The sequence below is a fragment of the Nitratireductor kimnyeongensis genome, assembly GCF_019891395.1.
GTDB classification, from domain to species: domain Bacteria; phylum Pseudomonadota; class Alphaproteobacteria; order Rhizobiales; family Rhizobiaceae; genus Nitratireductor; species Nitratireductor kimnyeongensis.
In genome coordinates this window covers 3162833-3176596 of sequence record NZ_CP078143.1, presented here as the reverse complement: position 1 = coordinate 3176596, position 13764 = coordinate 3162833, and the positions used below count along the sequence as shown (strand labels likewise).

The following is a 13764-nucleotide window of genomic DNA, read 5'->3' as shown; positions in this document are numbered from 1 at the left end:
CTCCATGTTCAACGCGCGCCGAGCGATTTCTGATAACGCAAGGCACTCATACCGTCGTGATAGTAATTCTCATATCGAGCAAAGCCGCGATATCCCATCTTTTCATAAAGCCGGATGGCTACCTGGTTATCCGACCTCACTTCGAGCCGCATCGTATGGAACCCTCGCGCGTACGCCGCGTTCTCGACATAATGCAACAACAACGCAGCCACCCCCTTTCCGGTTTCCTCCGGTGCAACGGCTATCGAATAAAGCCGCGCAACGCCGCTCGTCCGGCGGGTCAAAGCCAGCGCATATCCCAACACCTTCCCCTGTTCTTCCGCTACGCCCACAATGGCAGTTCCTGCGCTCGTCAGACGCCTGAGAGAGCGTTCGGAGAGCTTGTCGCCCGAGAACGCCGCGTTCTCTATCGCAACCAGAGCCTCGAGGTCTTCGGGGACGGCGGGACGAACATCAAGCAACATGCAATCTCCCACGCGAAATCAACGCGACAGAAAGCGCCATACCGTTGCGCCGGTAGCACGGTTTGCAGCAACCCGCTGGGATTGCTAGACACGCGAAATCAACCGGGCAGGCGCAACCGGTCGCCTGCCCCGCCGATCCCGCACGCTTGAAGCGTGGCAGCAGGGTTGGCACCGTCCCCTGAAGGCCGGCAACGACAAACACGGAACGGAGACATCCCCCAATATGGAAATGCAAACTGAGAACCTCATGACGGCTGCCCAGGCAGCTTTGGCCCAAGTCAGCGAATTTGCCGTATCTTACGCCTTCTCGATTCTTGGCGCCATCATTCTGATCATCGCCGGCTTTATTGTGGCGGGGATGGTGGAAAGATGGGTGCGCAGCGCACTCGATCGTTTTCCCTCTTTCGATGTCACGCTCACCAGTTTTCTTTCGAAGATTGCGCGTTACGCGGTTCTGGTTCTTGTCGGTGTCACCGTTCTCGCGCAATTCGGCGTTCAGACCGCAAGCATCATCGCGGCGCTCGGTGCAGCAGGTCTGGCCATAGGCCTCGCCCTTCAGGGCACGCTGCAGAACGTCGCCGCCGGTATCATGCTCCTCGTGCTTAAACCTTTCCGCGTGGGCGAATATGTGGAAGCAAGCGGCATCTCGGGCACAATCCAGTCCATAGGCCTGTTTGCGACAGAGATGAAAACCGTGGATGGCCTGTACATTCTCGCGCCGAACAGTTCGCTGTGGAATACATCGGTCACCAACTACTCGCGAAATGCGCGCCGCCGCAACGATCTTGTGATCGGCATCGGCTACGATGACGATATCGATCTGGCGCAGAAAACAATGCTCGAGCTTGCCACGGCCGACGATCGCATTCTGAGCGATCAGGAGCCAGCCACGTTTGTATCGGAACTCGGCGACAGTGCGGTCAACATCACGCTGCGTTACTGGACCACGACTTCCGACTGGTGGCAGACCCGTCTCGATATCACCAAGGCAGCCAAGAAGGCGTTTGACGACAAGGGTATTTCGATCCCTTTCCCGCAGCGCGATATTCACTATCTTCCTCTACCTACCGAGGAACAGAACACCGGTGACTCAAAGAAAAGCGCGACCAAGGGTCAATGACGGCGGCTTACCTACCGGCAAGCAATTGCCGGTAGGTAACGTTCGCGACTTGCAGAAGCCGCTTTTCATCGATCGAGCCCGCTACGGTGTAGGCGAACCCTTTCTCCTGCCAATAGAAAGCACGTCGCCCCTCGTCTTCAAAAAGCCTGAAACCGGTGTCCTCTCCCTTTATGCAATGAGCTACATACAGCGAGATGCGCTCGCCAGCCTGATCTTCATACATGAATTGAGCGGCAGCCTTCCCGCCGGAGGGCAACAATCTCCCGCCCATAAGATCAAAATCTTCCCCCCGCAGATCGGGGGCGATGAGTTTGGTGCCAACCCTGTTGGAGAGCCAGCGGACCAAATGGCTCCGCTCGCTGGCACCCACTTCGACGACATGAAGTTTCTCCGCCGCATAAACCTGGTGAGCGGCGACAGCCTCGCCGACCACATCCAACGCCGCAAGCGTCTCACCGCTGACAAATTGCTGCCGCCCCATCCAGAAGCCTGCTGCGGCGCCCGCCATAATGCAGACCGCAGCAACAGCAGCGACGCGACGACGCGTCATGTACCGGACGCCTTTCGTCGCGCGAGCAGCGGCGACTATCTTCCCCTGCAAGCGGTCCGGCAGGCCCTCCCTACTCACCTCCGCCAGTGCTTCGCGGAGGACCGAACGATCAGTTTCGTAGCGTGCGCTCAACGCTCGCATGTCGGCCCTTGTTTCCAACCAGGCCTCATACGCCGGTAGATCCTCCCGTGGCAATTCACCATCGAGTGCGAGATGGATGTCCCTTTCATCAAAGCTGCGTCCTGTCATCACTGCACCGCCTTGAGAATGCGCCGGCGCCGCGCGAAATCGAGAACCTCGCGCAAATCCTGCCGCCCACGCGCCACGCGCGACATCAATGTTCCTGTGGGTATGCCCAATACGTCTGCAGCCTCGGCATAACTCATGCCTTCCACGCCGACCAAAAGCAGCGCTGCGCGACGGTCGGGACCGACCTCTTGCAATGCATCGAGTACGTCATGAAGATCGAGCACGCCGTTCTGTTCCGGTGCGGTGACAGAGGCCGGGATGTTGGCTTCTGCAACCGAAGTGAGTTCGCTTCTACGCTTGCGCGCCCGTACACCATCGACAAAAAGGTTGTGCATCAAGGTGAACAGCCATCGCCGCGGCGAGATCCCTGTCTGCCAGTTATCAAGCCGTGAAAATGCGCGTTCCAGGCAATCCTGCACGAGATCATCAGCCGCGTCTGCATCGCGCAGCAGGGCACGCGCGTAGCGCCGTAGCCCCGGAATCTCGCGTACAATCGCTTCCCTTTTGCCGTCCATCCACCCGCCCGCCTCTCACGGGTCATTGTTCCTGCCCGATCAACGATTGCCTGAACGCATTTATTCCCGGCCACCGTGTCCATTCATCAGAAAAACTGATCGAAGATGAATAATTTGTCGATATCTCTTAAATACCGCATGCGCTAATTTTGTGATCGGGTTCCCAACCGAGGCGTGTGAAGGCGACATGAGACAGCAAGGCTCGGCCAGTGCGGCCACACCCCACTCATTTCCCTGGGCGGTCGTTGTCTGCGGTTGTCTGATTGCAGCTATGAACTTCGGTCCGCGCTCCGCCATGGGGTTCTTCCAGCTGCCGTTGTTGGCTGAGACCGGTTGGGACCGCACCACTTTCGGTCTTGCCATGGCGATACAGAACCTGCTCTGGGGTGTCGGCCAACCGGTTTTTGGCGCAATCGCCGATCGGTTCGGCACGTGGCGTGTTCTCGCCCTTTCCGCCATAATCTACGCCGTCGGCCTCTTGATGATGTCGATGCCCACAAATGAAGCCATGCTTCACATCGGCGGCGGTGTTTTTGTTGGACTTGGCGTGGCCGGCGGCTCGTTTGGCATCATCCTTGCCGCCTTCGCCCGTAACGTTCCTGCCGAAAGGCGCAGCCTGATTTTCGGGCTCGCAACGGCTTCTGGCTCTGCCGGCATGTTTATATTCGCTCCGATAAGCCAGGGCCTGATAGATGCGTTCGGCTGGTCCGATACGCTGGTCTATATGAGCATGGCCATGCTGATCGTCCCGCTTCTGGCCCTTCCGCTCGTCGGCAATGCAGCGACAGCGCGCAACAGTGCAGAGACCTTCAAGCAGACAATCGGAGAAGCGCTGCGGGAGGCTTTCGCGCATCGCAGCTTCGTGCTTCTGGTCTCGGGCTTTTTCGTCTGTGGCTTCCAGGTCGCATTCATCACCGCCCACTTCCCGGCCTATATCGGCGATATCGGCATCGATGCACGTTATGCAGTCATTGCTCTTGCCTTGATCGGCTTCTTCAACATCATCGGCTCGCTCGCTTCAGGCTATATAGGCCAGCGTCATTCCAAACCGGGATTTTTGGCGTTGATCTATCTCGCGCGGTCGGTCGCGGTGACCACCTTCCTTTTGATCCCGCAAACGCCCACGAGCGTGATCATTTTCGCCATAGTCATGGGCCTGTTGTGGCTCTCCACCGTGCCGCCGACCAACGCGCTGGTTGCGATCATGTTTGGTACGGGGAATTTGGGGCTTCTGAGCGGGGTCGTGTTCTTTTCACACCAGATCGGCTCGTTCCTGGGCGTGTGGCTGGGTGGCTACCTCTACGACCTGTTCGGGAGCTACAATCCTGTCTGGTGGCTCGGCGTCCTACTTGGTCTCTTTGCGGCTGTGGTTCACTTGCCGATCAAGGAAGCGGCAGTCGCGCGCCCGGCGCTCGCACCCGCCGAATAGGGGGTTTCACCCCGCAGCCCCTTCCACGCTGCGGGCGAGAGCGGCGAGAAAGCCTCCGCGGGAAACCGGCTCTTCCATTCCGCGAGGTTCGTAGACATTCCGGTGAAGGAAAAAACCTGTCAGGCGATAGGCGTCGTTCAGCGCGTCAAGCGATGCCTCGGAGCGCGTTTTTGCAATAAGAAACCCGGGCAAGGGCAAGAGTTTGTGGCGCCAGGGAGCGCCTGCTTCTTCAGTGACCGCACGACCGGACTTCGGTGAAACATAGGCGAGGCTATCTCGGTTCCCCGTCAGTGCGCATTTCGTGAGATCAAGCCCGAACCCCAATTCCTCGAGCATCGCCAGTTCAAAACGCACCATCAACGGGCCAGCGATTTCTGGTTCGTCCAAATGCCCGGTGATGACTTTCACCGTCTCATATAGACCGGCGTGAGCGTCTCGCTCGGGCATGAGGCGCAGATGTGCGCCCAAGAGCTGTATACCGTGAACGGCCAGCGCCGAAGCAAGAAGACGCGCAGCGTTGAGCTCCAGCGGCTCGACCTGAAACGCGCCCAGATGCTCCTCAAGCCTGGCGCGCCACACAAGGTCAACACGATTTCCTGGCTGTAACAGGGGCTGCATTCGCCGCGAACGGCCGCCTTTTACGAGGCCCAGATGACGGCCATGAGCAGCGGTCATCGTTTCGAGGACGACGCTCGTCTCGCCATGCTTTCTGGCGCCTAGAATGATCCCTTCATCGCGCCATTCCATGTGGTTGCAATCCTTCCCTCAACCGGGGAATTCAAGTCCCATTTCGCGGAAGCGCTCAGGATCGTTGCCCCAACCTTCCCGCACTTTTACGAATAGAAAGAGATGAACCCTCTGTTCGAGAATACCTGCCAGTTCCTCGCGGGCCGCCTGTCCCACGGCACGAATGGCCGATCCCTTGTGGCCGAGCACGATTTTCTTCTGGCTGTCACGCTCCACATAAACAACCTGGTCGATGCGCACAGAGCCATCCTTGCGCTCTTCCCATTTCTCGGTCTCGACGTGGATCGCATAGGGCAATTCCTGATGCAGCCTCAGGAAGAGTTTTTCGCGCGTGATTTCCGCTGCGAGCTGGCGCATCGGCAGATCTGATAGCTGATCTTCCGGATAGTACCAGGGGCCCTTGGGCAGGGCCTCGGAAAGATAGGCAAGAAGATCGTTGCAGCCAGATCCCTGCAAGGCGGAGATCATGAAGGTGCGTTCGAACTGCACCACATCGTTGGCTCGGGCGGCGAGTTCCAGCAGCGTTTCGCGTTTCACCCGATCAATCTTGTTCAAGATCAGGATCTTCGGTTGCGCGACCTCCTTGAGCTTCTCAAGAATCGCGGCGGCATCGCCCTTGATCCCACGCTCCGCATCGATCAGCAGCGCCACGATATCCGCATCCTTGGCGCCGCCCCAGGCGGTCGTCACCATGGCGCGGTCAAGTGTGCGGCGCGGATTGAAAATGCCGGGCGTGTCGATGAACACAATCTGCGCATTCTCGTGGGTGGCGATGCCGCGAACGATGGCGCGGGTCGTCTGCACCTTATGGGTGACAATCGACACTTTGGCGCCCACCAGTTGGTTGAGCAATGTCGACTTGCCCGCATTGGGAGCGCCGATCAATGCCACAAACCCGGATCGGGTTTCATTTGGGGCATCGGCTGTGGAAACGTCTTCACTCATCACGCACTCTCATTGCTTTGCCACACACCTTCACGCTCCAGCATGCCGATGGCGGCGGCCTGTTCGGCCTCGCGTTTGGAACGGCCCCTGCCGTGCGCGGGCTCATACCCCTTGATTCTGACGATCACGGAAAAGATCGGATCATGATCCGGCCCCTGCCGGTCTTCCACCATATAGGCTGGTGTGACGCCGGCAACCTGATGAGCCCATTCCTGCAAGGCTGTCTTCGGATCACGCCGGTCAGCCCCTTCCGCCTGAGCCCTGGCCTTCCAGTGGTTGCGCACGAAGTCCCGGGCCGCGTCGATGCCGCCTTCAAGATACACCACCGCGATCAACGCTTCCATCACGTCCGCACGCAGATTAATTTGTTTCCGGGTCGCGGCGCTACGCAGATCACTGCCCATTCGAATAAGAGCGCTGATCTCCAAATCGTCGGCAACCTCGGCCAGTGTCTCTGCGTTCACGAGCGCATTGAGCCGCACCGAAAGCTCGCCTTCCGGCGCCTTTGGGAAGCTTTCGTAAAGCAGTTCCGCCACGGCAAGTCCCAAAACCCGGTCGCCGAGAAACTCCAGCCGCTGGTAATCGACACCCGAGCGCCCACGGGCACTGGCGTGGGTCATCGCTTCTTCGACCAGGGCGGCATTCTTGAAGTCAAATCCGGTGCATTCGGCTACCGCTTTGACAAGCTCAGGACCACGGGAACGCTTGGCAGTCATTAACCCAGCAACTCTAGTCTACCCAGTCGAAGATACGCCATGGGCGCACTTCGCTCGGCCAGCGCCAGATTTCCAAGGGGCTCGCGCCACCAGCGATGGAGAAGAAAATGATGTTGGCGCGACCGACAAGGTTTTCGGCTGGCACAAAACCGACCGAAAACCGGCTGTCAGCAGAGTTGTCGCGATTGTCGCCCATCATGAAATAGTGCCCTTCGGGCACGATGAATTCGCGCGTGTTGTCGCCGATCCCGTTGGCGGTCAAATCCAGCGTTTCATAGGACACGCCATTGGGCAGCGTTTCCCGATAAACATCAACTGGACGATCCATTTCGGTAATGTCCGGATCGTCGATCTCACCAATCTTTTCGCGCTCGACGGCCTTGTCGTTGATGTAGAGAACACCTTCGCGCATCTGGATCTTATCGCCAGGCAAGCCAACCACTCGCTTGATATAATCGATCGATGGATTGGGAGGAAACTTGAATACGACCACGTCACCGCGTTCCGGCTCCGAGCCCCAGATGCGTCCTGAAAAGAGCGGCGGTGAAAACGGGAGAGAATGGCGTGAATAACCGTAGGCCCACTTGGTAACGAACAGGTAGTCGCCCTCGAGCAGCGTCGGACGCATGGAGCCTGACGGAATGGAGAACGGCTGGAACAGGAAGGTTCGGATGACCAGCGCGAGGATCAGCGCCTGAACGATCACACTAACGGTTTCGCCCACGCCGCCCGAATTCTTCTTCGTCTTGTCAGCCACGCTCATCATGTCCTCGGTTCGAGTGTTTCGGGACGGTCTTATCGCGCCAGAAAGGCGGCGGCAATGCGACAGCACAACCCTTACGCAGTTTTCGGCGTCAGTTCCCGTCGTCTGGGATCGCTTCGATGATCACAAACGCCTGAGCCAGCGGATAATCGTCGGTGATGGTCAAATGAATCAGCGCTTTCATGCCTGAAGGCGTCATCCCCTCAAGCCTGGTCCTGGCTTTTCCGGACAGCTCCATTGTCGGTTTTCCGCCGGGCAGGTTTACGACACCCATTTCGCGCCAGAAGACGCCGCGGGATATGCCTGTGCCAAGCGCCTTTGAACAAGCCTCCTTGGCTGCGAAACGCTTTGCATAGGAAGCCGCGCGCTCGCGACGCCTGTCCGATTTGGCCTGCTCGACTTCTGTAAAAACGCGCTGGGTAAAGCGCTCCCCATAGCGGTCAAGTGTTTTGGCGATCCGACGGATGTCGATCAGGTCGCTTCCAATACCGATAATCATGAAGTTGTCACCGTTCTCGCATCGAAGGCTTGCCGGCCAGCCTTGCGGCGCGCCCGCTCTGCGAGACGCTTGCGGCGTTGCTCGCGGAAGGTGAATGTCGCCCATCGTGTCACGAAGTAAAAAACCAGAGCGAAAGAAATTCCAAGAGGCAGCGCGCCAACCGACATTGGCTTGATCAGCGGCTCCCAGAGCTGTGAAAACTCGAGATGACGGAGCATCTTGCCCAGATGTATCGGAGGCCCATGCGACAACTCTCTGCCCTGCAAGATCAGACGCCCGATTTCCAGTGTAGCGCCCCAGATGAAAGGGAAAGTCAGCGGGTTTCCGACAGCCGTCCCGAGGGCCGAGGCCACGAGGTTTCCACCGATGCACCAGGCGAGGCCCGCGGCGATGAAAAAATGGAAACCCATAAAAGGGGTAAATGATGCGAACACGCCCGCAGCGACCCCTGCTGCGATAGCGTGCGGCGTCGCTGTCAACCGCAAAGCACGTTTGACGAAATATTGTGCGGAGCGCCAGAAAGAACGACGCGGCCAGACCATGGTCCGCGCCCTTTCCCAGAGATCCGCCGGTTTTCTACGTCGAAACAACATCGCGGCTACGCAGCACCCCCAACAGCAACCAAGCTTCCCCCAACCAACAAAATCCTAGAGCCCGGTCTGTTAACGACGGGTTCCCTTGGACATGTCTTTGGTTCGATATAGGCAAGCTCACTCGGATGGGGCAAGGGAAACGGGTCAATAATCGTGTTTCCTAAACAAACAGCCGGAAACACGAAAGAACTAGCCAAACGAAACGGCGGAATTGGGGCGCAGCACCTCATCTCCCAGCCGCGGTCATCCGTTCACCCGATGTGCATCGCTGACGCAACTGATCTCTTTCAATTGGGAGACGAGTCGGGTCAGGTGTTTCAGGTCCCAGACTTCCAGATCGAACAACATTTCGGTGAAATCCGGGGCCGTTCGCTCCATGGCCAATGTGTGAATGTTGGCATCGTTCGATGCAATGACCTGCGCGATCTCAGCCAGCGAGCCGGGTTCGTTGATTGCTGTCACCGACATGCGAACCGGGAAGCGCTCTTTCATGTGTTCGTCAATATCCCAGCGCACGTCGATCCAACGCTCTGGTTGATCATCGAAGGCGGTCAGCGCCGGAGACTGTATGGGATAGATGGTGATGCCTGACCCTGGATGAAGGATACCGACGATACGATCTCCCGGAACAGCACCTTCCGGTGCAAAGCTCACCGGGAGATCCCCTGAAACGCCGCGAATCGGGACGGCTCCACCCACCCCTTTTTCGACCGGAACGCCAGCCCCCTTTGGGCGCTTGGATTTGCGAGAAGATCGTCCGGGGATTTGAAACAGCATGCCGGCTGCATTGCGTAGATTGAACCACCCCTCCTCGCGCTCCTTGGGGGCTTGGGTCACGCGCTCATCCTTGTAGTCGGGGAACACGGCGCGCACCACATCCTGCGAGGAAAGTTCGCCGCGTCCGACCGCCGCCAGGACATCTTCCACATCTTGACGCCCCAGACGATGAAGCACCGGCTTGAGGGCATCTCGAGAGAAGCTCTTGCCCGCTCGCTCGAATGCGCGTTCGAGGATGCGCGCGCCAAGGCCGGAATATTGCTTGCGGATTGCGTTCCTGGTTGCGCGGCGGATCGCGGCGCGCGCCTTGCCCGTCACCACGACCGATTCCCACGCCGCCGGCGGCACCTGCGCCTTGGACCGGATAATCTCCACCTCATCGCCGTTCTTCAACTCGGTCATGAGCGGCATGATGCGGCCATTGACCTTCGCTCCGACGCAGGTGTCGCCTACTTCGGTGTGAACCGCATAGGCAAAGTCGATGGGCGTTGCTCCACGCGGGAGGGCGATCAGCCGCCCCTTGGGCGTAAAGCAGAACACCTGATCCTGGAACAGTTCGAGCTTGGTGTTCTCAAGGAAGTCTTCAGGCGTATCACCTTCGGAAAGCGCTTCGATGGTGCGCCTCAGCCACGCATAGGCATTGGTGTCACGCGAGATGCGGTGATCGGCGCCGTTCACCTTGCCGCCGAAATCCTTGTAAATCGAATGAGCAGCGACGCCGTATTCTGCGATGCGATGCATCTCGTAGGTGCGAATCTGCAGTTCGACGCGCTGGCGCGACGGCCCGACAATTGTGGTGTGGATCGAGCGATAATCGTTCTGTTTGGGTGTCGAGATATAGTCTTTGAAACGGCCCGGCACCATCGACCAGGTGGAGTGAATAACACCAAGCGCGCGGTAACAATCCTCCACATCGTCCACGAGCACGCGGAAGCCGAAAATGTCGGATAGCTGCTCGAAGGAAAGCGCCTTGGTCTCCATCTTGCGAAAAACCGACCAAGGCTTCTTCTGACGGCTTTTCACGGTTGATTCGATTTGGTGTTCGACGAACAGGTGTGACAGTGCTTCCTCGATCGCCTTAATGACCCCGCGATTGCGCTCAAAAAACTCGGCAAGCCGCTCTGTGACTGCTCGGAAAGCCTCGGGGTTGATATGCCTGAAGGCCAGTTCCTCAAGCTCTTCGCGCATATCCTGCATACCCATGCGACCGGCGAGCGGCGCATAGATATCCATCGTCTCTTCGGCGATTCGCAACCGCTTGTGTTCGGGCACATGATCGAGGGTGCGCATGTTGTGCAGGCGGTCGGCCAGCTTGACCAGAAGGACACGGACATCCTCCGATATGGCGAGCAGAAGCTTGCGCAGGTTTTCCGCCTGATGCGCCTTCTTCGATACAAGATCGAGGCGCTTCAACTTGGTCAACCCCTCCACCAGCTTGCCGATATCCGAGCCGAACAATTCGTCTATCTCGGCCCGCGTGGCGCTTGTGTCCTCTATCGTGTCATGCAGAAGGGCGACTGCGATGGTCGCCTCGTCCAAATGCATATCGGTGAGAATGGCCGCGACTTCGAGGGGGTGTGAGAAATACGGATCGCCGGATGCACGGCGTTGATGGCCATGCTTCTGCATCGCATAGACATAGGCTTTGTTGAGCAGCGCCTCATTGACGTCCGGCTTGTAGCGCTGGACACGCTCGACAAGCTCGTACTGACGCATCATGGGCGGCTTCCTCGTTCTTGTTGTTGTTATCTACGCAAAGCAAAACATGCGCCGCGAAACTCACGGCGCATGTTTAGGATAGGCAGGAATGTTTCGGCAAGGAAGAGAATGCAATGCCGAATATCCGTATCGATCAGAAGTCGTCGCTTTTTTCCGGCGGGACCAGACCTTCGATACCGGCGAGCAGGTCTTCTTCGCTCATGCGGTCAAAGGAAACCTCTTCTTCCGGCTGATCGACAGCACCTTCGACAGACGCTGATGCCGGTTCACTAATCTCGGGGAGATCGGCCTCTGGCTCGTCCACCTCAACATGCTTCTGCAACGAATGGATCAGATCTTCTTTGAGATCGCCAGGCGACAGGGTTTCATCGGCAATCTCGCGCAGCGCAACGACAGGGTTCTTGTCGTTGTCGCGGTCGACGGTGATCGCCTCACCCTGTGAAATCTGACGGGCGCGATGGCCGGCCAAAAGCACGAGCTCAAAGCGGTTATCGACCTTGTCGATACAGTCTTCAACGGTCACACGGGCCATTCAGTGCCCCTTTCATGCGTAAATCTGCAAGGAAATCCAGCGCGTCAATAGCCTGCCACGTCGCAAAATTCAAGGCCAACACAGAACGCTCAACCTCCGACAACACGGAAATGAGGCGAGGCGATGGCGGCGCGGCCTGCGCCTCGCGCGCTTGTATTTATGTCGAAATTATATATTGGTTGGAACAATCATATTCCAGCGCTATTTCCTCATAAGAGATGGCTTTTGGACCGATTATCGGTCCGGAACCTCTCGTTTTAGCGCTGAACGTTTATTTCAAACAGGAAATTTGACGATGTTCGATCCACGGGAAAAAATTGCTCTCTTCATCGATGGCGCCAATCTCTATGCCACTTCGAGAGCCTTAGGATTTGACATCGACTACAGGAAGCTCCTCAGCAGCTTCCAGGAGCGCGGATATCTTTTGCGCGCCTATTATTACACCGCGCTTGTGGAAGATCAGGAATACTCCTCCATTCGCCCCCTCATCGATTGGCTGGATTACAACGGGTACAAGGTAGTCACAAAGCCTGCCAAGGAATTCACTGACTCCGCGGGCCGCCGCAAGATCAAGGGGAACATGGATATCGAGTTGGCGATCGACGCGCTGGAGCTCAGCGATGTGGTTGACCATTACGTGATTTTCTCGGGCGATGGCGACTTTCGGACACTGGTCGATGCCCTCCAGCGCAAGGGTCGGAAGGTCAGCGTCGTGTCCACCATTCAGTCCCAACCTCCGATGATCGCTGACGATCTGCGCCGGCAGGCGGATAATTTCATCGATCTCTCGTCATTGCGCGACCAGGTTGGCCGTGCAACAAGCGAACGGCCTTCCCGAAAGGCAGAACCTGAAGACGATACAGACGAGACTTTCGACGACCTATGACACGTGTTTCGGCGCTTGAAACCGAGCCGCCCCGCGACTGTCCGCTTTGCCCGCGCCTTCACCAGTTCATCGCAGACTGGCGAGTACGTGAGCCTGAATGGCATAATGCGCCGGTCCCCACCTTTCTGCCCGAGGGCGGCGACGAGGCGGTCGACTTTCTCATCGTCGGCCTCGCGCCAGGGCTTCGCGGCGCCAACAAGACGGGACGTCCTTTTACCGGAGATTATGCCGGGGACCTTCTCTACAGCACTCTGAAAACATTCGGTTTCGCCAAGGGCAGCTACGAAGCGCGACCGGATGATCGCCTGACGCTCGTCGACACGGCGATCATCAACGCCGTGCGCTGCGTTCCGCCAGAGAACAAACCAGTGGGCGCCGAGATCAACACCTGCCGCCAGCACTTCTTTGCGCCGACGCTGAAGCGTTTCAAGAATCTCCGAGCGGTGCTCACGCTTGGCGTGATCGCCCATCAATCAACCGTGCGGGCGCTGGGTGGGCGCGTTGCGGCCCTCCCCTTTACCCATGGCGGGCATCAGCAGCTTGCCGGATGTTCCATATTCTCGAGCTATCACTGCTCGCGTTACAACACGAATACCGGCCGGCTGACGGAAGAGATGTTCGTCAGGGTTTTCCGAGACATCCGGACATTTCTGGACACATAGAATCCGCTGGAAACTCACGCGCCCTGGGGCCACTCAGCCGTGCTGCTTCAGGAGCCTTGCTTTTTCGCGGTTCCAATCGCGCTTCTTGGCCGTCTCGCGTTTGTCATGGAGCTTCTTGCCGCGCGCCACGGCAAGTTGAAGCTTCGCCAGCCCACGCGCATTGAAATAAAGCTTGAGCGGCACGAGCGTCATGCCTTCGCGCTCGACCGACTGCGCCAGGCGCGAAAGTTCGCGCTTGGACACAAGCAGCTTGCGCCTGCGGCGCGGCTCATGATTGAAGCGATTTCCGGCTGAATATTCCTGAATGTAGGAGTTGATCAGCCAGCACTCGCCATCCTCAATGGAAGCGTACGCCTCCTGGATATTCGAGTGACCGTCACGCAACGATTTCACTTCGGTTCCTGTCAGGACAATACCGACCTCCAGGGTATCGAGCACCTCATAGGAGAAGCGCGCCTTGCGGTTTTCGGCAATCGTCTTGACGCTGGGATTTTTCTCTTTTGCCATCACATCCAAATGCGCCGGAAGCGCGAGAGCGCTTCCGCTTTCTTTGAGCGGCCAGAGCACCGCCCTTTCGGTTCACCGCATCTGCGCGACA

General features: G+C 58.0%; 16 protein-coding genes. 4 read left to right on the top strand and 12 right to left on the bottom strand.

Annotated features, from left to right (window positions below; translation table 11 throughout):
* Positions 1 to 8: 8 nt before the first annotated feature.
* Positions 9 to 464, bottom strand: a complete 456-nt coding sequence (locus tag KW403_RS15055) for a GNAT family N-acetyltransferase (protein WP_223020261.1) — start codon at positions 462 to 464, stop codon at positions 9 to 11.
* A 223-nt stretch (positions 465 to 687) separates the two neighbouring features.
* Between KW403_RS15055 and KW403_RS15050 the strand changes: the two genes are divergently transcribed.
* The gene (locus tag KW403_RS15050; protein WP_223020260.1) at positions 688 to 1584 is read left to right on the top strand and encodes a mechanosensitive ion channel family protein; all 897 of its coding nucleotides are present in this window, start codon (positions 688 to 690) and stop codon (positions 1582 to 1584) included.
* Between the two features lie 7 nt (positions 1585 to 1591).
* On the opposite strand, the gene KW403_RS15045 is transcribed toward KW403_RS15050, so the two are convergent.
* Together KW403_RS15045 and KW403_RS15040 are read right to left on the bottom strand one after the other, a co-directional pair.
* A complete protein-coding gene (locus KW403_RS15045) occupies positions 1592 to 2383 on the bottom strand; it encodes an anti-sigma factor family protein (protein WP_223020259.1) in 792 nt (263 codons plus the stop codon).
* The gene (locus tag KW403_RS15040; protein WP_223020258.1) at positions 2383 to 2898 is read right to left on the bottom strand and encodes a sigma-70 family RNA polymerase sigma factor; all 516 of its coding nucleotides are present in this window, start codon (positions 2896 to 2898) and stop codon (positions 2383 to 2385) included. Before KW403_RS15040 ends, KW403_RS15045 begins: the two co-directional genes overlap by 1 nt.
* A gap of 187 nt (positions 2899 to 3085) precedes the next feature.
* On the opposite strand from KW403_RS15040, the gene KW403_RS15035 reads away from it, so the two are divergent.
* Positions 3086 to 4327 carry an MFS transporter gene (locus KW403_RS15035; RefSeq protein WP_223020257.1) on the top strand — a complete coding sequence of 414 codons (1242 nt, stop codon included), beginning with the start codon at positions 3086 to 3088 and terminating at the stop codon, positions 4325 to 4327.
* A gap of 6 nt (positions 4328 to 4333) precedes the next feature.
* On the opposite strand, the gene recO is transcribed toward KW403_RS15035, so the two are convergent.
* From recO to rpoZ, 8 genes are all read right to left on the bottom strand, one after another.
* Positions 4334 to 5074: a DNA repair protein RecO gene (gene recO, locus KW403_RS15030; protein ID WP_223020256.1), complete on the bottom strand. Its 741-nt coding sequence runs from the start codon at positions 5072 to 5074 to the stop codon at positions 4334 to 4336.
* 18 nt (positions 5075 to 5092) lie between these two features.
* Positions 5093 to 6019, bottom strand: coding sequence for a GTPase Era (gene era, locus KW403_RS15025; RefSeq protein ID WP_223020255.1), 927 nt, complete (start codon positions 6017 to 6019; stop codon positions 5093 to 5095).
* The gene (gene rnc, locus KW403_RS15020; protein ID WP_223020254.1) at positions 6019 to 6735 is read right to left on the bottom strand and encodes a ribonuclease III; all 717 of its coding nucleotides are present in this window, start codon (positions 6733 to 6735) and stop codon (positions 6019 to 6021) included. Before rnc ends, era begins: the two co-directional genes overlap by 1 nt.
* Positions 6736 to 6748: 13 nt before the next feature.
* Entirely contained in the window at positions 6749 to 7498 is a 750-nt protein-coding gene (gene lepB, locus KW403_RS15015) for a signal peptidase I (protein ID WP_223020253.1), read from the bottom strand.
* Between the two features lie 91 nt (positions 7499 to 7589).
* Positions 7590 to 7997 carry a holo-ACP synthase gene (gene acpS, locus KW403_RS15010; protein WP_223020252.1) on the bottom strand — a complete coding sequence of 136 codons (408 nt, stop codon included), beginning with the start codon at positions 7995 to 7997 and terminating at the stop codon, positions 7590 to 7592.
* Positions 7994 to 8590, bottom strand: coding sequence for a DUF2062 domain-containing protein (locus KW403_RS15005; RefSeq protein WP_223020251.1), 597 nt, complete (start codon positions 8588 to 8590; stop codon positions 7994 to 7996). The genes acpS and KW403_RS15005 overlap by 4 nt, the downstream gene beginning before the upstream one ends.
* Before the next feature lie 243 nt (positions 8591 to 8833).
* On the bottom strand, positions 8834 to 11086 hold the full coding sequence (locus KW403_RS15000; protein WP_223020250.1) for a RelA/SpoT family protein: 2253 nt from the start codon (positions 11084 to 11086) through the stop codon (positions 8834 to 8836).
* A gap of 133 nt (positions 11087 to 11219) precedes the next feature.
* Positions 11220 to 11618: a DNA-directed RNA polymerase subunit omega gene (rpoZ, locus tag KW403_RS14995; RefSeq protein ID WP_223020249.1), complete on the bottom strand. Its 399-nt coding sequence runs from the start codon at positions 11616 to 11618 to the stop codon at positions 11220 to 11222.
* Positions 11619 to 11913: 295 nt separating this feature from the next.
* Here rpoZ and KW403_RS14990 point away from each other — a divergent pair, with 295 nt between their 5' ends.
* Positions 11914 to 12504: a LabA-like NYN domain-containing protein gene (locus KW403_RS14990; protein ID WP_223020248.1), complete on the top strand. Its 591-nt coding sequence runs from the start codon at positions 11914 to 11916 to the stop codon at positions 12502 to 12504.
* A complete protein-coding gene (locus KW403_RS14985; RefSeq protein WP_223020247.1) occupies positions 12501 to 13166 on the top strand; it encodes a uracil-DNA glycosylase in 666 nt (221 codons plus the stop codon). The genes KW403_RS14990 and KW403_RS14985 overlap by 4 nt, the downstream gene beginning before the upstream one ends.
* Before the next feature lie 33 nt (positions 13167 to 13199).
* On the opposite strand, the gene smpB is transcribed toward KW403_RS14985, so the two are convergent.
* Positions 13200 to 13673 carry an SsrA-binding protein SmpB gene (gene smpB / locus KW403_RS14980; protein ID WP_223020246.1) on the bottom strand — a complete coding sequence of 158 codons (474 nt, stop codon included), beginning with the start codon at positions 13671 to 13673 and terminating at the stop codon, positions 13200 to 13202.
* Positions 13674 to 13764: the final 91 nt, after the last annotated feature.